Below are 20,906 nucleotides of genomic sequence, written 5' to 3'. Positions count from 1 at the left end.
AGCCGTATCGATGCGATTGATTGCGCTGCTGTTGTTTGCCCTGCTGGCCTACTGGCTGATCCGCCGGGCGCTGAGTCCTTCGCGGCCGGAGACGCCACCGGCCCGCCCCGTCTCCGACACCGAACGCGCCTGCCAGGTGCTGCAAATCGCCTGGCCCTGCTCCGCGGAGGAGCTCAAAGCGGCTTACCGGGCGCGGATGGCGGAATACCATCCGGACAAGGTCAGCGCCCTGGGCCTGGAGCTGCGCGAGCTGGCGGAACGCAAAAGCAAGGAAATCAACGCCGCCTATCAACGGCTGCTGCCCCTGTGCGCCAAGCAACGCTAAGAGCCTGTTTACGATCTCGCGAGCTAAGGCGAGACAAGGCGAAAACGGCTGAGAAAGCGGAATGTACAAATGGTACATGAGCATTTCGAAGCCGGTTTCAACGCCGTATCGCCGACGCGCAGCAGATCATAAATAGGTTCTAAGCGCAGCCCGCCAACGCCCAAGCCCCCTCCCGGTTGACTCGGCAACAAAAGCTTCATCAAAACCTCTCCTGTCCGAAACATGCGCCCACTATGCTGTGCCGGTTTTTTTCATGCCCGGAACATAACATCATGCGCATCCTTAGCCTGACCCTGGCCGTGACGGCCGCCATCGGCCTGGCCGCCTGCGGCAGCAACGGCGGCCCCGCCAGCGGCTCCGCCAACAATAACCAGGGCCTACGCCCCGTCGCCAAAAACGTAATCTTTTTCCTGGGCGACGGCATGGGCATCAACACCACCACCGCCGCCCGCATCTATGCCGTGGGCGAAGACGGCGAGCTGACCATGGACACGCTGCCGGAAAGCGGCTTCGTCAAAACCTTCTCCAACGACGCTCAAGTCACCGACAGCGCGCCGTCCATGTCCGCCTACATGACCGGCGTGAAGATGAACAACGAAGTCATCTCCATGTCCACCAACACCCAGGCCAAATCCCCCAACGCGGACTTCACCTCCAACTGCGGCAGCGGCAACGGCCAGCCGGTCAGCACCCTGCTGGAGCTGGCCAAGGCCGGCGGCAAGGCCACCGGCGTGGTCACCACCACCCGCGTCACCCACGCCACCCCGGCCGCCACTTACGCCCACGTCTGCCACCGCGACGCCGAATCCGACATCGCCGCCCAACTGGTGCCGGGCGGCGCGCTATACAACGCCAAGCTGCAAGACGGCGTGGACGTGGTGTTTGGCGGCGGCCGCCAGTTCTTCCTGCCCAAGGCCGCCGGCGGCAAACGCGCCGACGGCCGCGACCTGGTGGCGGAGTTGAAAGCCAAGGGCTACGGCTACGCCGCGGACAAAACCGGCTTCAACGCGCTGGACCCGGCCAAGACCAACCGCGCAGTGGGCCTGTTCACCAGCAGCCACATGAGCTACGACCTGGACCGCGACGCCGCCAAGGAACCCAGCCTGGCCGAGATGACCGCCAAGGCCATCTCCATGCTGGCGGACCGCAAGGACAAGCAGGGCTTTTTCCTAATGGTGGAAGGCGGCCGCATCGACCACGCCCTGCATGAAACCACCGCCAAGAAAGCCTTGCAGGACACCGTGGCCTTCGACCAGGCGATCAAGACCGCCATCGACGCGATGAAACAGCGCGATCCGGACCTGAAAAACACCCTGATCGTGGTCACCGCGGACCACGACCACACCCTGGTGCTCAACGGCTACGCCCAACGCACCGGCAAGACCACCCCCAGCAACCCCGGCGTGCTGGGCCTGGTGAAAAACTACAGCAACGGCAGCGTGGCCACCGACGCCGACGGCATGCCCTACTCCATCATCGGCTTCGGCAACGGCGAAAACCGCGTCAACGGCAACCGCAACGCCGCTACCGCGCTGACCGACGCCGCGGTCTCCGCCAACGACTACCACCAGGAAGCCGCGGTGCGCATGCCGGCCGGCGGCGAGACCCACGGCGGCACCGATGTCTTCATCGGCGCCATCGGCCAGGGTTCGGACGCCTTCCAGGGCTTCCTGGAGAACATCGACGTGTTTGGCCTGGTGAAGAAAGCCGCCGCGCTTTGAGCCGCGCCGCCCCCAAACGCTACGCAAATATCCATACAAGAGAACCGCAATGAAACCGATGATGAAACCGCTGCTGAGCGTTGCCGCGCTGGCCGCCGCCCTGCACGCGCTCCCGGCCCAGGCCGCGGGCGAAGCCAAGAACGTGATCTTCTTCCTGGGCGACGGCATGGGCCCCACCACCGTCACCGCCTCCCGCATCTACAAATACGGCGAAGCCGGCAAGCTGAACATGGAACAGCTGTCCCGCACCGCCCGCGTCAAAACCTTCTCCAACGACGCGCAAACCACCGACAGCGCGCCGTCCATGTCCGCCTATATGACCGGCGTGAAGATGAACAACGAAGTCATCTCCATGTCCGCCGACACCCGCGCCATCGACCCCAACAGCAACGGCACCGGCAATTGCGGCGTCGGCAACGGCCAAGCGGCCACCACCCTGCTGGAGCTGGCCAAGGCCAAGGGCAAGGCCATAGGCGCGGTGACCACCACCCGCGTCACCCACGCCACCCCGGCAGCCACTTACGCCCACGTCTGCCACCGCGACGCCGAATCCGACATCGCCGCCCAGGCGGTTCCGGGCGGCGCCGGCTACAACGCCAAGCTGGGCGCCGGCCTGGACGTGCTGATGGGCGGCGGCAGCAAATTCTTCCTGCCCACCGCCTCCGGCGGCAAGCGCCCGGACGGCCGCAACCTGCTGACCGAGATGCAAGCCAAGGGCTACACCCTGGTCAGCAGCGGCAGCGAGCTGGCCGCCTTCAATCCGCAGTCCGGCAGCAAACTGCTGGGCATCTTCAACAAAGACCACATGGACTACGAGCTGGACCGGGTGAAGAACAATCTTAACCAGCCCAGCCTGGCCGATATGACCGCCAAGGCCATCGACACCCTGTCCCGCAACGGCAACGGCTATGTGCTGATGGTGGAAGGCGGCCGCATCGACCACGCGCTGCACGGCACCAACGCCAAGCGCGCGCTGGAAGACACCATCGCCTTCGACAACGCCATCAAGACCGCGCTGGCCAAGGTGGACCTCAACAACACCCTGATCGTGGTCACCGCGGACCACGACCACACCATGACCATCAACGGCTACGCCAAGCGCGGCAACCCCATTCACGACATCGTGCGCGGCTACGCCGACGGCAAGGAATCCAAGGACGCGGACGGCGCCACCTACACCGCGCTGGTATTCGGCAACGGCCCCAACCGCAAGGCCACCCGCGTATCGGTGGACTCCGCCACCGCGATGGGCGACGACTACCAACAGGAAACCGGCATCCGCCTGTCCAGCGAAACCCACGGCGGCGGCGACGTGATGCTGATGTCCGGCGGCGCCGGCTCCAAGGGCTTCAAGGGCGTGATGGACAACACCAAGGTGTTTGGCCTGGTGAAAAGCGCGCTGGGCTTGTAAGAACCTGTTTACGATCTGCTGCGCGTCGTGGAGCGTTACACGGTGAGTACAAGCTCAAAATGCTCATGTACCACGAGTACATTCCGCTTTTTCACTCGTTTTCGCCTTGTCTCGCTCTAGCTCGCGAAATCGTAAACAGGCTCTAACCCCCCGCCCCCGCGCCGGCGCCGTTCCAGGCCCGGCGCGGCCGTCACGGATTCACTCCATTCGGCTTGCCCTCGGGCAAGCCTCCTTTTACGAATGACGAAAGACCACGATGAAAATCCTGCTGCCGCTAGCCTTGCTGGCCCTGTCCCCGGCCCTGCGCGCCGCCGTGCCGGACCTGGTGGCCACCATCAGCTACGAAACCGTCACCATCGGCAACGACGGCGTGGAAAAAACCATACGCTATCGGGAAAAACTGACCCGCCAGGGCAAACACGTCTGGCGCGAACGGCTGAACGCGCGCGCCGGCGGCCATGACCACGATCATGGCGCGGAAGACGGCCACGATCATATCGACTACGCCGCCGCCAGCCGCCACGTGTGGCTGGACGCCAAAGGCCAGCCGCGGCTGGAATTCGCCGTACCGCAACAGCGGCTGCTGGTGCAGGTGGGCCAGCGCGAATGGAGCGACGTGGGCTTCGACGGCTCCTGGACCCTGGCCAGCCAGCTGGTGGACATTGAAAAACTGAAAGGCTTTACCGTCGGCCCCGGCGCGGACGGCAGCCGCTGGTATCGCAAAACCGCCAACGGCCATAGCAAGCAGTTGCAATGGAGCACGCGCTGGGCGCTGCCGCTGCGGGTGGAGTCCCGCTCGCAGGACGGCCGCCATCGCGAAAGCATGCGCGTGGACATCCGCCCGCTGGCCGCCGGCCAGCCATTGCCCTGGGCGCAAACCGGGCGGCTGCGCAGCAAGGACTATATGGATACGCTGGACTGAGCCCGCCTCATCCGGAAAAGCGGGCGGCCCTCGGCTTGCCCGCCTAAGAGCCTGTTTACCATCTAGCGAGCTAGAGCGAGACAAGGCGAAAACGAGCGAAAAAGCGGAATGTACTCGTGGTACATGAGCATTTCGAAGACGTTTTCAACGCCGTATCGCCGACGCGCAGCAGATCGCAAACAGGTTCTAAGGCAACACCCCCAGCAAGGACCACAGCCGCCGCGCCTCGGCGTCGCTGTCTATCAGTTCCGCCAGCAGTTCGCGCAGCGGCTTTTCTCCCCACTCCACTGCTCGGTAGATCAAATAGGGCACCGGGCTGTGCGGTTCGGTGCGCGCCAGGTAGTCGGCGATGCCGCGCAGCTGACGGTAAGCGTCTTCCCGCCCCTGCGGCTCGCGCTGGGTGAACATCGGCGCGGCCGCAACGGGCGGCGGCGCGCTGTTGCCGGCTTCGACGGCGGCCGGCGGCGCAGCGGTTTCGGCGTGGTGAATGGCGGCGTTCTCCAATTCCGGCGGCGGGCCGGGATGCAGCACGGCCAGCTCCTGCAAGGCCTGCGCCGCCTGCTCCAGCGCCTGGTTCAACGGCGCGTAGGACGGCGCGTCCGCGCCCATGCGTTCGTCGCACCAGGCCTGCAGCCGCGCCAGCCATTGCCGGCTGCGCGCCAGCGCGCCGCGGCTATCTTCCAGCACAGCCGGCGGCAGCGCGCGCACCCAGTCGTTCAGCTTCTGCTGCTCGTGGCGCGCCTGCTCGCGCTCCAGCTTGCCCTCGTCGCCGCCGGCCAGCAGCCGGCGGTTCAGGTCCTGCCATTGCCGCAGGGTCAGCGGTTGCCGCTCCTGCGGCGGCGGCGCGTCCAGCAGCGGCACTTGGGCCGCCAGCGTGGCGGCGTAGGTCTTGGCCAGCCATTCCAGCGGGCCGGTGCGAAAGCTCAGATCGCCTTGCTGCGGCAAGGGATGCAGGCTGTCCCAAAACTGTTCGCAACACTGCGCGCTCAGCGCCAACGCCGCTTCCAGGCCGGGCAGGCCCAACAGGTGCAGCCAGGATTCGCCCAGCCAGGCCGCCACCATCAAATCCTTGCTGCGCTCGGCCAAGAGCGCGGAGGCGACGCGTTCCACGCCGGGCCAGTCCGCCCGCTTCAAATCGCTTTCCCAGATGCCGGCGGGCAGGCTGGGGTCGTCCTCGCGCCGCAGTTCGCGCAGTTGGTCGTATTCCGGCGCGTAGCGCAGCGCTTCGCCGCCGGGGCTGTCCGCGGCGATGGGTTGCAACAGGGTATCCAGACGCAAGGTGGCGCTCATGGCCGTTTCCTCATGGTGTTCAAAGCGCGCATCAACTGCCCTCTATCGCGGCCAGCCGCGGGTTGGCTGCCGTGCGGAACGGCGACGGCGGCGCGGTGTAAGGCAGGCTGGCCACGGCCAGGCCGCTCTTGCCTCCCGGCGCTTGCAGCGTCAGCCTCATGAACATTTGCGCGTTGCCGCTGCCTTGCAGCGCCGGGTTGCGCACCGGCAGAGCCAGCATCAGGCCCACGTCGTTGAAGCCCTCCGCGTTGTTGACCCGCAACGGCGAGTTGTTCTCGCGCAGCAAGCGCAGCAAGCCCCATTGACCGCCGTAGTTCCAGCTGGCCAGCCGGTCGAACACGGTCAGCCCGCTTTGCGTTGAATCCTCCTCCGGCGCCTGCTGCGACTCCTTGGCCCAGCGCAGGGTCGCCGTCACCGGCTGGCCGATGTTCCAGTGCAGGCGCTGACCATCGCCGCCGGGGTAGCGCAAGCGCTGGCCGCCGCTGGCCAGTGTCCATTCGATCACCTGGTCCGCCGCCTGCTCGTGCTCGCGGTCGGTGCGCCAGCGCACCTCCACGTCCACGCCCTGCCACGGCCCGCCGCCCTCGCGGGCGAACATCGGGCCCAGCCAGCCACGCGCCGCCTTGGCCGCGTCCAGGAAGCGCCGCGCCGCCTGGGCCTGGCCGGACTCGAGGTCCTGCAGCCCCGCGGCGGCCAGCCCGCCGCTGTCGTCCATCAGCCGCATGAATTCCGCCACCCGCTCCGGCGCGGCGTCCGGCGCGCTCAGCTTGGCGGCGAAGGGGAAGCGGTTGGCCAGGTATTGATTGAAGAAGGCGCTCAGCTTCTGGTAAGCGGCGGCCCCCGCCTGGGTGCGCAAAGCGCCGCAGCGGTCGCTGGCCAGGCTGACCAGGGTCTGGGCGCGGTCTGAGAAAACGTTGCCGGCGGCCGGCAGTTCCACCTGGTCCAGCACCGCGCGGCAATTGCCCACGTCCATCTCGTTGAAATCCTTGGAGATCATGGTTTCCAGCACCGCCGGCGCGCTGTTTGCGGCTTTTTCCTTGTAGTGGCGCAGTTCGACGGCGGCGCTTTGCCAGCGTTGCTGCAGTTGCTGATCGCTCACCGACATCGAGGACTTGTGCGAGGCCAGCCAGCTCAGCGCCGGAGCCTGAGCCTGGACCAGATTGCCCACCAGCTCAAGCTGAGAGCCCAGGTATTGCTGCAATTCCCGCGCGCCGCCGGCGCGGAAGGCGCGGGCCCCGGCGTTGCGCGAGCCGTCCCACCAGCGGAAGCTGCCTTGCAGCGGCTGGTACACCGCCAGCCCTTGCAGGCTGCGTTCCGCGTGACGCAAGGATTGCAGCGCGCGCCGGTCCATCTCGCGCAGCACGCTGTCGCGGAAAGCGGGTTGGGCTAGTTCATCCAACGCCGCCAATACCGGGGTGGCCGCCTTGGCCTGTGCGTCGAAGGCGTTGCCCTCGTCGATGGATCCGCCATTCAAACCCACCGACGGCTCGGCGCGGCGGCCGCTCAAGGCGCTCCACATCGCCCGCGCCGCGCTGTCCTGCAAGGCGCGCTCCAGGCCCTTGCGGTAGGCGGGCGGCATCAGGCCGGCGCTGCCGGCCACGTATTTCTGGTAACCGTCGTAATGGCGCAGCGCCGCCGCCATCGCTTCGGCGTCCATATTCGCCAGCCCGCTCGCCGTCGGGCCGCTCTCGCCCTGCGCCCGCGCGCTGGCGACGAAGTCCTGCTTCAAGAGCGAGGCCAGGGTCACGTTCAGCTTGAGCACCTGATCCTGCAGCTCCAGGCCGCCGGCCGGCCCTTGCGCCAGCAGCGCCGAAGTCGCCCCCACGCCGCCCAGCCAGCGCTTGCGGAATTCCTGGCGCGCCACCGCGGAGTAGTCCGCTACCCGCGCCACCGCGTCGCGGCCTATCAGGCTGGAACGGCGCGCGCCGTCCAGCATCGCGCTGTAGCCTGGCACCAGGTCTTGGCCGGCGGCGCGGCTCCAGGCGCTGTTGGTGGCGTTGACCAGGCTTTGCAGCAGGCCGATGTGACCGGCCACGCTGTCCAGTTCCGGCAAGGAGTTGCCCTGGCCGGACTCCAGCATCAACAGCTGTTTCTGTAATTGCTGGGCGGTAAGGTCGAAGGTTTGATTGGTGTAGAGCTGGCCAAGCCAGGCTTGCATCAGCGCGCTGAAGTGATCGCCCACTTGCGGGCGGATCTTGGCAAGGTCGATGGGCGCGGCCACCAGTTGATCGCTGGACAGCAGGATGCGGCGCAGATTGTCGCGCTGGGCGTTCTGCGGCGCGCGCAGGCTGAGGCCGAACAGGCCGTTGGCCAGCTCCGCCGCCTCGTCAAGCGTGGCGTTGCCGTCGTGCACCGCATGGTTGAACTGGCTGACGCGCTGTTCCAGCTTGGTCGCGTCGCCGGTCAATTGCCGTGCCAGCAGATAGGCCGGCCATTTTTCCGGCGCGGCGGTGTCGTCGCTGACGCTGTCCGCGCCGGCTTCGCCCAGCCGCCGCAGTTGTTCGGCGTCGCGCAGCAGCCGTTGTTGCAAAGGCAGCATCACCGCGCGGCGCAACGCGTATTCGATGGTTTCGTCGATGCGGCCGTCCACCGGGGACATCAGCGAGGTGGGCAGCAGCAAGGTGCCGAAACGACGCGACGGCGCGTCCTTGAGCGCGCGCCAGAAGGCGACGACGCTTTGGCGCGCCGCGGCGTCGTTGCCCAGCTCCGGCCGCGGCCCGCCCCGGTCCAGTTGCAGAATGCGCAGTTGGCGGCCTAGCGCGTCGGCGTCGTCGGTGGCCGTATGCCAATACCAGCTGATGCCGGCCAGCCACAAGGCGGCGAACAGGCCCATGCCGATCAGTGTCCAGCGATGCCAGCGCTGGCGCAACCGCAAGATGCGCGGCACCGGCTGGGCCAGGCCCTGCTCCGCCAGCACTCGCTGGCGCAGCAGCCGGCCGGCGAACAGGGGCAGCGCCGGCAGCGCGGCGGTGTCTTCCAGATCGCCTTCCGGCGCGGCCTGGGCGCCGGTGAAATAGATGCCGCGCAATTGCGGCGCCTCGCCCAGCGCGTTGCCTCGGAACACCGGGTCGCACAAGGCTTGCAAATTGGCCCGCACCGCCTCAAAGCTGCGCGGCAGCAAATACAAATCCGTGGACATCCCGCCTTGCAGGGCGCCGAATTCGGCGATGGTTTCGCTCAGTGTCAGCCGCAGCCGCGTCAAGGCCTGTTCTATCCAGTCGGATTGATAGGCGGCGCTGGCGGCGTAGGGCGAGGACCACCCAAGCATCGCGTCGCGCGCTTCGCGCGGCAACGCCTGCGCCAGCTCCAGGAAGCCCGGAGCCTGTTCGGTCTCGGTCACCACCAGATAGATGGGCAGGCTCAGGCCCAGCCGTCTTTGCAGATCGGCAAACTTCTTGGCGGCGGCCAGGCCGGCGCTCACCGCCAGGTGCTCGCTCCACAGCTGGCTGGCGGACACGGTCCAGATCAGCGCGTCCAGCGGCCGCGCGGCGCGGCTGCGCAACAGCACGCCCAAGAGCCGCCGCCAGGCGGACAGCGGCGCCAACGCGCCTTCCGGATGACTGAACATATCGTCCGGGATCACCAACACCGCGCCGTCGCCGCCGTACCACCAGCGGCCAAACCAATTGACCTCGCCCTCGCTCTTCAGCTGCAGCGAGGCGCACAGCGCCTCCACATTGCGCACCCTGTCTCCCACCGCCAGCACCCAGGGGGTCTGGTAGCGGTCTTCCGCGCCGATCTCGCGCTCGAAACGGCGCACCGAGCCGCGGAAGCTGCGCCGCGCCGGATCGGCCTCGCGCCGCAACCACCAGATCAACGCCGCCAAGGCCAGCAGGATCAACAGGGTCAGCAATACAATGCCCACTATGGTCTGTATCGTCATTTGCTTTGCCCGTCCCCGTCCGCCCCCCGGTACAGCATGGGCTCCACTCTCGATACGATGTCATGCCAAAACACGTGCCCCACCACCGACATACCCACCAGGATGGCCGCCACGCCCAGCGCCAGCCGGAAGCCGTCCGGCAGCATGCGCCGCACCGTCAGCCGCAGCGGCGGCACATTGCTGCTGCGCTCCAGCGCCGGCGCCAGGCTGCGGATGTCGGCGTCGCGCTGGTAAGCGAAGGCGAACAGCTCGCGCCGCCATTCCTCGTGCTGGGCCAGCCCGCCCTGTCCCCGCAGCCGGCCGTAGAAACCCAGCGTCAGCGTTTGCAGGCAGACGTTGGCCAGGTCCCGGCTGGCCGGATCGCGCTCGCGCAACACCCGCTCTATCAGCGCCGGCACCTTGTCGCCGGCGGCGCGGCTGCCAAACAGCCGCTGCTCCAGCGGCGTGGCCTGCCACAGGCTCTGCCCCGGCCAGTCCTCAAACAGCAGGCGCTCGTCTATCAGGGCAACGAACAGATACTGCAATGCCTCGATCTGGCTTTGCCCGGCCGCGCCCACGCGCGCGCCGGCGGCGCGGCTCAAACGCCGCGCCAGCAAGCCGCCCTGCTCGGCCGCCAGTTCGGCGGCGGTTTCGGCTTTGTGGCCGCCGCCGGCCAATTCCCGGAACACTTGCAACCATTCGGCGTAGGCGTCTTCAAAAGTGGCGCTCAGCGGCGCTTGCGCCAGCGCCCCCAGCGGCTGGGACAGCGCGCTATCCAGCATGGCGTTCTCCATCGGCCTCGTCGCGCGGATCGGCGACGAAAAGCAGCGCCTCCCACGGCTCCAGCGCCGCGCCGCCGGCCGGCAGCGTCATGCGCAGCAGCAGCTCCGGCTGCAGCCAGTCCCCACTGGCCAGCAAGGCGAACAGCCGGGTGTCGTCGCCCACGCTGTACGCCACTTGCTCCGCGCGGTCCAAGGGCTGGAAGGACAAGCCGCGCATGCGCTGGCGCGCCAGCGTGGCCACGTGCGGTTCCGAGGCGATGATGGCCTGGCCCAGCCATTGCTGGGCGGCGGAGTCCGGCGCGCCGCCGGGCATGCGCAGACCAACGATCAAGCGCCCGTTATCGCGCGCGGCCTCCGGCAGCGAAATCCAGAAGCCCTCGGCGTCGCGGTTGAACGGCAGGCTGCGATAGCCGGCGCGCACCCGGTCCAGCGCGGCGGACAACCAGTTCAGCAGCGGCTCGTAGCTGGCCAGCAATTCCTGGTAATTGAAGGCGGGGAACACCGGCGCGCCGGCGCCCGGGTCCAGCGCGGTCAGCGAGCCGGCCATGCCGGCCAGCAAGCCGAACAGGGCGGCGGGATGGGCGGCGCGGCTGCCCAGCGCGGCTTCCACTTCCGGCAGCCGCGCCCACAGCGCCGCCAGTTGGCGGCGGATTTCGTCGATATCGTCGTCCTTGCCGGCTTCCTTGGCCTGGCGCAGACGGCCGCTCAGGAACACGCACTTCTCGCGCGCCTTGGCGCACAGCGCCGCCACCTTGCGCCCCAGCAGGCTGTCCGGCAGCAGCCGCGGCGACGGCGGCGCGTAGGCGCGGCGGGAGAAGCCGCCGCCTTGCTGGGCGATGCGCAACAGCGGCAAGCAGATCATGTCGGCGCGTTCGGCCTCGGTGACCAGGCGGATGTCCGGCCGCCACAGCGTCAGGCTGGCCGGGTTTTCCCCGCTGCTCAAATCCGGCACCGCCTCGCTGTTTTCCGAGCGAAAACGCCCGGCGGCGGGATCCAGCCGGCCGGCGCGCCACAAGGGCGGCAGCGCCAGATAGACCGTCACCGTGCGGCCCGGCGCTTCCGCCGCGGCCGCCGTCACGTCGCAGCGGAGCTCCGCGCCGTCGCCGGCGTCAAAGCGCAGCGGCAGGCCGTCCGGCAGCACCGCCTCCAGCGCGGACACCCGCGCCACGCCGCCGGCCAGCGCCGCCTCGTCCAGCTCCAGCTCCAGCACGCCCCAATACAGCGGTTGGGCCGCCGCCGCCAGCACCGCGGACACCGCGTCCGACCTCAGCGCCTGCCATTGAAAATGCTGGGGCAGCAACTGCATCCCCTCGTACCAACACACTGCCTGTGGCACTGCTTTCAAACCGCTCTCCCCCCGCTACGGCTCCATCAGCCGCATATTCTTGCTTTCAAAACGCAGCCAAACCTTCTTGCGCGTATCCAGGCTCAGCCGGTGCATGCCCGGCCCGGCGTAGCCGGCGTACACCAGCAGGCCGGCCGCGGATTCTCCGCGTATCGGCACATCCTCGGTTTCCAGGTGCTGGCCCGGCACCAGCTCCAGCTCCCACACCTTGAGATCCGCCGGGTAATCGCGCAGCAACTGCTCGCGCTGTTCAAACCACTTGGCCGCCGGCAGCCCCAGCAACAGCTTGTATAGCTCCGGGTCCTTGGCGGCGACGAAATCCACCGCCAACGGCGTGTCGTCATTAGCCATGCTGACCACGTCCAGCGTGGCCGCCTGCAATTTGACCGAAGGGCCGAAGCCCAGCGACGAGCATCCGCCCACGCCCAGCGCCAAACAGCAGCACAGCCCAGCCAGATACCCGTTGCGCATCCGCATCACCCAAAACGCCATTATCCATTGCAAATAATATTGGCAAAAAAATGCCGATAGTTCTATAGGAATTGTTAAGCCATCGTCATTGAAAAATGCAAATTGCAAGCATTTGTCAGCAAATAAGGCTTCCATGCAGCAGCCATGGCCGGCTTCAATGGAAAAGAGCGACCAGGCCCGGCCGGGCAACAATGGTCTGACAATCATGCAATCACGCCAAAGCGGACCGGATACGCGGCCTGCAGCCGGCGTCGTTAGCTTCCCAACCGATCGAGGTCTGTTATGGCAGAGAGCACACAGCACAAGCTGGACCGGATTCGTCCGCCGCGCGTGCAAATCACATATGACGTGGAAATCGGCAACGCCCTGGAAAAACGGGAGCTGCCGCTGGTGGTAGGCATCATGGCGGACCTGGCGGGCAAGCAGGAGCAGCCGCTGCCCAAGCTGAGCGAACGCCGCTTCGTGGAAATAGACCGCGACAACTTCAACGCGGTGCTGGCCTCGCTGGCCCCGCGCGTCACCGCCCAGGTGGACAACGCGCTGTCCGACGACGGCAGCAAGCTCAACGTGGAGCTAAAATTCAATCACTTCGACGATTTCGACCCGGTCAACATCGTCAAGCAAGTCACCCCGCTGCGCCGGCTGTACGAGGCGCGCCAGAAACTGCGCGACCTGCTGACCAAGCTGGACGGCAACGACGAACTGGACAAGCTGTTGCAGGACGTGGTGGCCAACACCGAGGAACTGCAAAAGATCAAGAGCGCCCGCCCCGAGGCCCCGGCCGCGGCGGAAGCCGCCCCGGCGCCGGACGCGCCGCCGGCCGCCTGACGCCCCGCTCGACCACCTGATACCGGAGACACCTCATGGCCAAGACCCAAGCCGAAGCCCCCAGCGGCGACGCCGCCTCGCTGTCGCTGCTGGACCGCATCATCCAGGAAGGCCGCATGGCCCACGACGACATCCAGCAGGAATACGCCAAGGACCTGCTGTCCGAATTCGCCACCCAAGTGCTTGACGAAGGCATGGCCATCGACAAAGACACCGTGGCGATGATCAACCACCGCATCGCCATCATCGACCAATTGCTGAGCAAGCAGCTCAACAACATCCTGCACCACCCGGACGTGCAGAAGATGGAAGCCTCCTGGCGCGGCCTGCACTTCCTGGTGATGAACACCGAAACCAGCACCCGCCTGAAGCTGCGCCTGCTCAACGCCACCAAGGACGAACTGCAGAACGACCTGGAAAAGGCGGTGGAATTCGACCAGAGCGCGCTGTTCAAGAAGATTTACGAGGAAGAATACGGCACCTTTGGCGGCCACCCCATCAGCCTGCTGATCGGCGATTACGAGTTTGGCCGCCACCCGCAAGACGTGGCGCTGCTGGAAAAGCTGTCCAATGTGGCCGCCGCCGCGCACGCGCCGCTGATCTCCGCCGCCAGCCCGCGCCTGTTCGATATGAGCAGCTTCACCGAACTGGCGGTGCCGCGCGACCTGGCCAAGGCCTTTGAAAGCGCCGAACTGATCAAATGGCGCTCCTTCCGCGCCAGCGAGGATTCCCGCTACGTCAGCCTGGTGCTGCCGCACATCCTGCTGCGCCTGCCCTACGGCCCGGACACCAAGCCCACCGAAGGCATGAACTACGTGGAAGACGTCAACGGCACCGACCATAGCAAATACCTGTGGGGCAACGCCGCCTACGCGCTGGGCCAGCGCATCACCGACGCCTTCGCCAAATACGGCTGGTGCGCGGCCATCCGCGGCGTGGAAGGCGGCGGCGCGGTGGAAGGCCTGCCGGCCCACACCTTCGGCACCGTGTCCGGCGACATCGCGCTCAAATGCCCCACCGAGATCGCCATCACCGACCGCCGCGAGAAAGAGCTGGACGGACTGGGCTTCATCGCGCTGTGCCACAAGAAAAACACCGATCTGGCGGTGTTCTTCGGCGGCCAGAGCGCCAACCAGCCCAAGGTCTACAACACCAACGCCGCCAACGCCAACGCCCGCATCTCCGCGATGCTGCCCTATGTGCTGGCCGCCTCGCGCTTCGCTCACTACATCAAGGTGATCATGCGCGACAAGATCGGCAGCTTCCTGACCCGCGACAACGTGGAAACCTATCTGAACAACTGGATAGCGGACTACGTGCTGGTCAACGACAACGCGCCGCAGGAAGTGAAGGCCCAGTACCCGCTGCGCGAAGCACGGGTGGACGTGACCGAAGTGCCGGGCAAGCCCGGCGCCTACCGCGCCACCGTCTTCCTGCGCCCGCACTTCCAGCTGGAAGAGCTGACCGCGTCCATCCGCCTGGTGGCTGAGCTGCCGCCGCCGGCCGCCGCCTGACGCCACACCAAGGGCCCGCCGCGCGGCGGGCCTGAACCAATACCCTCCAAGGAGCAAGCAAAGCAATGGACGCCATCATTCTGGACCTGGGCAGCGACATCAAGGGCGAGTGCAAGCTGGAAGGCTACACCGACAAGATCGAAGTGCTGTCCTACAGCCACAACGTGGCCATGCAGGTGACCAACGATGTCAGCAACACCGAACGCACCTCCGGCAAGCCGCATATCGGCGAATTCAGCCTGACCAAGTTCACCGACAAATCCACGCCGGAACTCAACGCCTACTGCTGCCAGGGCAAGAACATTCCCGAGGTCAAGATCACCATAGGCCGCAACGCCGCCGACAGCAGCGGCAAGATCCTGCCCTACATCGTCTACACCCTGACCAACGCCATCCTGTCCAACGTCAGCGTCAGCGGCGGCACCGGCGGCAAGCCGGTGGAAAACCTCTCGCTCAACTTCACCAAGATCAAGTGGGAGCTGACCACCCAGAAAGACACCGGCGCCAAGGACGGCAACGCCGCCGCGGTGTGGGACCTGGCCGCCAACAAGTACTCCAAGTAAACCATGCGCCAGCCCGCCCAGTTCCGCCCGGGTCTGTTCGAACTCCTGGCCGACGCCGAACCGCGACACAGGCTGGAGGCCGAGCCGCTGCTGCGGGTGGACCGCCGCCGGCTGCAGGAATCGGTGCGGGCGGAACTGGCGCGGCTGCTGTCCAGCCGCCGCGCCGAACAGCCCTACCTGGCCGAACTCAGCGTCATCGACTACGGCGTGGCGGACTGGAGCGCGCTGCACCCTGAACGCGCCGAAGACCGCCAGCGCCTGGCGCGCGAGATCCGCCAGGCGATACGCAGCTTCGAACCCCGGCTGGCCGCGCCACGCGTCAGCGTGGACACCGTGCCGGGCCGCGGCCTGCTCCTCAGCGTGCGCATAGACGGCGAACTCCAGGCCGAGGGCAGCCGCTGGCCGGCCGCCTTCGTCGCCGAACTGGACCCGTCCGGCGCGCGGCTGACCGCCTGCGAGGACGCCGGCTGATGGAATCGCTGGACCCGCGCCTGCTGGACTACTACCAACGCGAACTCGCCTACCTGCGCCACGCCGGCGGCGAATTCGCCCACCGCTACCCCAAGGTGGCCCACCGCCTGCAACTGAGCGACGGCGAATGCCCGGACCCGCAAGTGGAACGGCTGCTGGAAGGCTTCGCCCTGCTGTGCGCGCGGCTGCAACGCCGGCTGGACGACGACTACTCCGAACTCACCGACGCGCTGCTGGAACAGCTCTACCCGCACGCGCTGCGGCCCATGCCCTCCTGCGCCATCGCCCGCTTCGAGCCGGACCCGGACAAGGGCAAGCTGGACGCCGGCTACCGCATCGAGCGCGGCACCCCGCTGTTCGTGGCCACCACCGCCGGCGACAGCCTGCGCTTTCGCACCAGCGCCGCCGTCACCCTGTGGCCGCTGCGGCTCGCCGCCGCCAGCCTGCTGACCGAGGACGAAGCCCAGGCCGCCAGCGGCCTGGCCCAGGCCCGCGCCGCCCTGGTGCTGCGGCTGGAAAAACTGGGGCCGGAGCCGCTGGGCGCGCTGCCGCTGAACAGCCTGCGCATCCACCTGGCCGGCTCCCCGCTCAACGCCGCCGCGCTCTACGACCTGCTGTCCGCCCACAGCCTGCAAATCAGCTGCCGGCTGCCGGAGCGGCCCGGCCTCGCGCCCTCCATCCGCCCCGGCGCGCTGCCGCGCGCCTGCGGCTTTAGCGCCGACGAAGCGCTGCTGCCGGCCGAGGACGGCGTGCACCCGGCGCACGCGCTGCTGGCGGAATACTTCGCCTGCCCGGAAAAATTCGCCTTCTTCGACCTGCCGCTCAGCCTGCCGCGCCAGGCTGAGCGGCAGCTGGAAATCGTCATCGCCTTCGAACGCGCGCCGGCCGGCCGCCTGGGCATCCAGCACGGCGACATCGCGCTGGGCTGCGCGCCGGTGATCAATCTGTTTCCGCACACCTCGGAGCCGCTGCACCCGGACGGCAGCCGCAGCGAATACCTGCTGGTGGCCGACGCCCACCGCGACCACAGCGTGGAAATCCACTCCATCCGCCAACTGCGCGCCGCCGGCCCGGACGGCGCGCGCCGCATCGCCCCCTACTTCGCCTGCAGCCACGGCGAGGGCGGCGACGGCCGCTACTGGCACGCGCGCCGCGTGCGCGGCCTCAACCGCCTGCGCCCCGGCAGCGACATGCTGCTCACCCTGGTGGACGCCGATTTCGACCCGCTGGCCGCCAGCGAGCTCAGCCTCACCGCCGAACTGCTATGCACCAACCGCCACCTGGCCGAGCAACTGCCGGCCGGCGCGCCGCTGATGTTCGAACTGCCCGGCCCGGTGGGCCAGGCGCGGCTGCTGCGCCCGCCGCGGCCGCAAACCGAAGCCGCGCTGGACGGCGCCTCGCGCTGGAAACTGGTGTCCCAGCTCAGCCTCAACCACCTGTCGCTGAGCGAAGGCCCGCAGGCGCTGGCCGCGCTGCGCGAAATGCTGGCGCTGCACAATCTGGGCGAACAGCCGGCCGCGCGCCGCCAGATCGAAGGCATCGCCGCGCTACGCAGCGAACGCATCGTCGACCACGTCGGCGCCGACGCCTGGCGCGGCTGGCGCAACGGCCTGCTGCTGACGCTGGAGCTGGACCCGGCCTGCTTCGCCGGCGGCAGCCGCGTGCTGTTCGCCGCCGTGCTCGCCCACTTCTTCGCCCTCTACGCCCACGCCAACCGCTTCGTGCGCACCCGACTCGTCCACCAGCAACAGGAGATCCAGACATGGCAGCCGCCGCCCGGCCCCAGCCTGGTTCTGTAGCCGAGCGGCTGCTGACGCGGCCGCAGGGCTTCGAATTCGCCCAGGCGGTGATGCTGCTGGAACGGCTGACGCCGCAGGCCGCGCCGCTGGGCCAGGGCGCGGACCCGGCGCGCGAAGCGCTGCGGCTGCGCGGCCCGCTGCTGCCCGCCTTCGCCGCCAGCGAACTGAGCGCGCTGGAACCGGGCGCGCTGGGCGGCGACGCGCGGGACGGCCAGCCGGCGCTCGATGTCGAATCCTTTGGCCTGGGCGGCCCGGACGGCCCGCTGCCCTACGCCTACCAGGAATGGCTGCAACAGCGCCGCCAGGACAAAGACCACGCGCCGGCGGAATTCCTGCAACTGTTCCAGCACCGGCTGCTGGCCCTGCTCTACCGCGCCCAGCGCAAATACCGGCTGGCGCCCAGCTTCGCCGCGCCGCGGCTCAGCCCGGCTAGGCCGCTGCTGCTCAGCCTGTGCGGCCTGCTGCCCGCCGGCCTGCAACAACGCCAGGCGGTGCCGGACGCCGCGCTGCTGGCCCGCGCCGCCCTGCTGGCGGACCGCCGCCGCTCGCTGGCCGGCTTCGCCGCCTTGGCCAGCCGCCACCTGGCCGCGCCGGTGCAGGCCAGCCCCTACGCCGGCGGCTGGCGCGAGATCCCGCCGGCCAGCCGCACCCGCATCGGCCGCAACGGCCGCAACGCCGCGCTGGGCCAGGGCGCGCTGGCCGGCCGCCGCGCCTGGGACGAACACGCTGGCATCCGCCTGACCGTGGGCCCGCTGGACCCGGCCGGCTACCGCGCCTTCCTACCCGGCGGCGAACGCCACCGCGCGCTGGCCGCGCTGGCGGAGTTTTACTTCGGCCCGGACCTGGACATCCAGCTCAGCCTGCTGTGGCAAGCGCCGGCCGCCGCGCTCAAGCTGCAAGCCCGCGCCGCGCCGCGGCTGAGCTGGGACAGCTGGCTGGGCGGCCCCGGCGGAGCGCGGCGGCTGGACACCCGGCTGCATCGGCCGCCCCCGGCCGACGAGGACCCGGCATGAGCGCCGAACTGTCCGAACTGGTGGCCCGCCTCAACCCCAGCTGCCGCAAGGCGCTGGAGCTGGCGGCCCAGCGCTGCCTGCAACAAAGCCACTACTACGTGGAAATCGAACACGTGCTGCTGGAGCTGCTGGAGCTGCCCAACGGCGACCTGCCGCTGCTGCTGCCCAAGCTGGGCCTGAGCACAGACCAACTGAGCGCGGAGCTGCGCCGCAGCCTGGACCAGTTCAAGCGCGGCGAAACCCGTGCCCCGGCCTTCTCCAGCCACACCGTGGCCTGGCTCAAGGAAGCGCTGCTGCTGGCCACGCTGCGCCAGCAGGCCAGCATCCGCTCCGGCCTGCTGCTGCTCACCCTGCTGGAGCGCGACGAACTGCGCAATCTGCTGCTGATCGGCGCGCCCTGCCTGCTGCGCGCGCCGCGCCAGCCGCTGAGCGAACAACTGGACGCCTGGGCCGCCGCCTCGCGCGAAGCCCCGTCCGCCGCCGCGGCGGAACCGGCCGGCGCGCTGGCGCGCTTCACCCACGACCTGGTGGCCGACGCCCGCGCCGGCCGCATCGACCCCATCGTGGGCCGCGACGGCGAAATCCGCCAATGCCTGGACATCCTGCTGCGCCGCCGCCAGAACAACCCCATCCTGGTGGGCGCGCCCGGCGTGGGCAAAACCGCGGTGGCGGAAGGCCTGGCGCTGCGCATCGCCCATGAGGAAGTGCCGCCGGCGCTGGCCGGCGTCGGCCTGCTGGCGCTGGACCTGGGCCTGCTGCAAGCCGGCGCCGGGCTCAAGGGCGAATTCGAACAAAGGCTGCAAAGCGTGATGGACGACATCCGCGCCGCCGCCCGGCCCATCATCCTGTTCATCGACGAAGCCCACACCCTGGTGGGCGCCGGCGCGGCCGAGGGCCACAGCGACGCCGCCAACCTGCTCAAACCGGCGCTGGCGCGCGGCGAACTGCACACCGTGGCCGCCACCACCTGGCAGGAATACAAGAAATACTTCGAACGCGACCCGGCGCTGGCGCGGCGCTTCCAGCCGGTGCAAGTGGAAGAACCGGACGAAGACAGCGCCGTGGCCATGCTGCGCGGCGTCGCCGCCCGGCTGGAACAGCACCACGGCGTGCGCATCCTGGACGCCGCCATCCACGACGCGGTCAAACTGTCCCACCGCTACATCTCCGGCCGCCAGCTGCCGGACAAGGCCATCAGCGTGCTGGACACCGCCTGCGCCCGCGTGGCGCTGGCCCAGCACGACCAGCCGCCGCAGCTGGAAAACCTGCGCCACCGCCAGGCCATGCTGGACGAGGAACTGGAGCGGCTGCTGAACGAACAGGCCACCGGCCTGGACCACGCCGCCCGCATCGCCGCGCTGCGCCAAGACAGCGCGCGCCAGCTGCAAGCCATGCGCGAACTGACCGTGCGCTGGCAGGACGAATTGCGCGCGGTGCGCGAAATCCTGCGCACCCGCCAGCAACTGCTGGACTTCCTGGCCAGCGAGCCCGAGCTGCCCGCCGGCGAACCGCCGCTGCTGCTGGAAGAAGCCGAAGACGGAACCGCGACCGCCGACGAGGACGAAGCCGCGGACCCGGCGCTGCGGCTGGCGGAACAACTGGCGCGGCTGGAAGCCGGCCTGGACGCGCTGCGCCAGGACGACCCGCTGGTGCCGGAGCATGTGGACTCCAAGGCCGTGGCCGCCGTCATCGCCGGTTGGACCGGCATACCCGTGGGCAAGATGCTGGCCGACGAAGCCTACGCCATCCGCACCCTGGCCCAGCGCATGGGCCAGCGCGTGATCGGCCAGCCGGCCGCGCTGGGCAAGATCGCCCAACGCATCCAGGCCTACCGCGCCGGCCTCACCGACCCCGGCAAACCGGTGGGCGTGTTCCTGCTGCTGGGCCCCACCGGCGTGGGCAAAACCGAAACCGCCTACGCGCTGGCAGACGCGCTATACGGCGGCGAACGCAATCTGATCGTGGTCAACCTGGCGGAATACCAGGAAGCCCACAGCGTCAGCCAGCTCAAGGGCGCGCCGCCCGGCTATGTCGGCTACGGCCAGGGCGGCGTGCTCACCGAAGCCGTGCGCCGCAAGCCCTACAGCGTGGTGCTGCTGGACGAAATCGAAAAAGCCCACCCGGACGTGCTGGAAGCCTTTTACAACGTGTTCGACAAGGGAGTCATGGAAGACGGCACCGGCCTGACGGTGGACTTCAACAACACCATCATCCTGGCCACCAGCAATGTGGGGGCCGAGCTATTGCAAACCACTCCAGGCGAGCAGTTCGCCACCCAGTTGTTCGACGAACGCCTGCGCAAAACGCTGTTACAAACCTTCCGCCCCGCCTTTCTCGCCCGCATGACCGTGGTGCCCTACCCGCCGCTGGCGGAGCGTACTTTAGAAAGCATCGTGATCAACAAGCTGGAAAAACTGCAAGCCCGCTATAAGGCGGCGACAGGGAAACAATTCGACTTCGACCCGGCAATCGTCAAGGCTGTACTCGCCAAGTGCAGCGCAGCGGGCGCGCGGGATATCGAGAACGTGTTGATGGCGCAGGTGACGGGGAAGTTAGCGGAGTGGGTGTTGGAACCCTAGGAGATATGCA

16 protein-coding genes are annotated in these 20,906 nt (G+C 68.2%); 11 read left to right on the top strand and 5 right to left on the bottom strand.

Annotated elements, in window-relative coordinates:
- Positions 1 to 10 precede the first annotated feature (10 nt).
- The 4 genes from DXT74_RS11105 to DXT74_RS11090 all read left to right on the top strand — a co-directional run bounded on the left by DXT74_RS11105 (position 11) and on the right by DXT74_RS11090 (position 4,379).
- Positions 11 to 325 (top strand): DnaJ domain-containing protein, encoded by a 315-nt coding sequence (locus tag DXT74_RS11105; protein ID WP_043633513.1) that lies wholly within the window; start codon positions 11 to 13, stop codon positions 323 to 325.
- Between the two features lie 272 nt (positions 326 to 597).
- Positions 598 to 2,046 carry an alkaline phosphatase gene (locus DXT74_RS11100; protein ID WP_194427952.1) on the top strand — a complete coding sequence of 483 codons (1,449 nt, stop codon included), beginning with the start codon at positions 598 to 600 and terminating at the stop codon, positions 2,044 to 2,046.
- Between the two features lie 49 nt (positions 2,047 to 2,095).
- Positions 2,096 to 3,457, top strand: a complete 1,362-nt coding sequence (locus DXT74_RS11095) for an alkaline phosphatase (RefSeq protein ID WP_231138314.1) — start codon at positions 2,096 to 2,098, stop codon at positions 3,455 to 3,457.
- 256 nt (positions 3,458 to 3,713) lie between these two features.
- Positions 3,714 to 4,379: a hypothetical protein gene (locus tag DXT74_RS11090; RefSeq protein ID WP_194427951.1), complete on the top strand. Its 666-nt coding sequence runs from the start codon at positions 3,714 to 3,716 to the stop codon at positions 4,377 to 4,379.
- 186 nt (positions 4,380 to 4,565) lie between these two features.
- Here DXT74_RS11090 and tssA read toward each other — a convergent pair whose 3' ends face one another.
- The 5 genes from tssA to DXT74_RS11065 are packed head-to-tail and all read right to left on the bottom strand — an operon-like array spanning position 4,566 to position 12,135.
- Entirely contained in the window at positions 4,566 to 5,669 is a 1,104-nt protein-coding gene (tssA, locus tag DXT74_RS11085; protein WP_194427950.1) for a type VI secretion system protein TssA, read from the bottom strand.
- Positions 5,670 to 5,700: 31 nt separating this feature from the next.
- Positions 5,701 to 9,552 (bottom strand): type VI secretion protein IcmF/TssM N-terminal domain-containing protein, encoded by a 3,852-nt coding sequence (locus tag DXT74_RS11080; RefSeq protein WP_194427949.1) that lies wholly within the window; start codon positions 9,550 to 9,552, stop codon positions 5,701 to 5,703.
- The gene (locus DXT74_RS11075; RefSeq protein ID WP_081557113.1) at positions 9,549 to 10,313 is read right to left on the bottom strand and encodes a DotU family type IV/VI secretion system protein; all 765 of its coding nucleotides are present in this window, start codon (positions 10,311 to 10,313) and stop codon (positions 9,549 to 9,551) included. The genes DXT74_RS11080 and DXT74_RS11075 overlap by 4 nt, the downstream gene beginning before the upstream one ends.
- Entirely contained in the window at positions 10,303 to 11,649 is a 1,347-nt protein-coding gene (gene tssK / locus DXT74_RS11070; protein WP_231138337.1) for a type VI secretion system baseplate subunit TssK, read from the bottom strand. Before tssK ends, DXT74_RS11075 begins: the two co-directional genes overlap by 11 nt.
- A 24-nt stretch (positions 11,650 to 11,673) precedes the next feature.
- The gene (locus DXT74_RS11065; RefSeq protein WP_114152206.1) at positions 11,674 to 12,135 is read right to left on the bottom strand and encodes a type VI secretion protein; all 462 of its coding nucleotides are present in this window, start codon (positions 12,133 to 12,135) and stop codon (positions 11,674 to 11,676) included.
- A gap of 276 nt (positions 12,136 to 12,411) precedes the next feature.
- On the opposite strand from DXT74_RS11065, the gene tssB reads away from it, so the two are divergent.
- The 7 genes from tssB (at position 12,412) to tssH (ending at position 20,896) form a co-directional block, all read left to right on the top strand.
- Positions 12,412 to 12,957, top strand: a complete 546-nt coding sequence (tssB, locus tag DXT74_RS11060; RefSeq protein ID WP_019103272.1) for a type VI secretion system contractile sheath small subunit — start codon at positions 12,412 to 12,414, stop codon at positions 12,955 to 12,957.
- A gap of 35 nt (positions 12,958 to 12,992) precedes the next feature.
- Positions 12,993 to 14,471, top strand: a complete 1,479-nt coding sequence (tssC, locus tag DXT74_RS11055; RefSeq protein WP_019103271.1) for a type VI secretion system contractile sheath large subunit — start codon at positions 12,993 to 12,995, stop codon at positions 14,469 to 14,471.
- A gap of 65 nt (positions 14,472 to 14,536) precedes the next feature.
- On the top strand, positions 14,537 to 15,034 hold the full coding sequence (locus DXT74_RS11050; protein ID WP_019103270.1) for an Hcp family type VI secretion system effector: 498 nt from the start codon (positions 14,537 to 14,539) through the stop codon (positions 15,032 to 15,034).
- A 3-nt stretch (positions 15,035 to 15,037) separates the two neighbouring features.
- Positions 15,038 to 15,505, top strand: a complete 468-nt coding sequence (gene tssE / locus DXT74_RS11045; protein ID WP_194427947.1) for a type VI secretion system baseplate subunit TssE — start codon at positions 15,038 to 15,040, stop codon at positions 15,503 to 15,505.
- Positions 15,505 to 17,304, top strand: coding sequence for a type VI secretion system baseplate subunit TssF (gene tssF / locus DXT74_RS11040; protein WP_196783859.1), 1,800 nt, complete (start codon positions 15,505 to 15,507; stop codon positions 17,302 to 17,304). Before tssE ends, tssF begins: the two co-directional genes overlap by 1 nt.
- Positions 17,268 to 18,317, top strand: a complete 1,050-nt coding sequence (gene tssG, locus DXT74_RS11035; RefSeq protein ID WP_194427946.1) for a type VI secretion system baseplate subunit TssG — start codon at positions 17,268 to 17,270, stop codon at positions 18,315 to 18,317. Before tssF ends, tssG begins: the two co-directional genes overlap by 37 nt.
- Entirely contained in the window at positions 18,314 to 20,896 is a 2,583-nt protein-coding gene (gene tssH / locus DXT74_RS11030) for a type VI secretion system ATPase TssH (protein WP_194427945.1), read from the top strand. Before tssG ends, tssH begins: the two co-directional genes overlap by 4 nt.
- The last annotated feature ends 10 nt before the right edge of the window (positions 20,897 to 20,906 follow it).

Source organism: Chromobacterium sp. Rain0013, from assembly GCF_015291765.1.
GTDB lineage: Bacteria > Pseudomonadota > Gammaproteobacteria > Burkholderiales > Chromobacteriaceae > Chromobacterium > Chromobacterium haemolyticum.
Note: the sequence above shows the minus strand (reverse complement) of the source record. Positions and strands in the feature narration are given on the sequence as shown.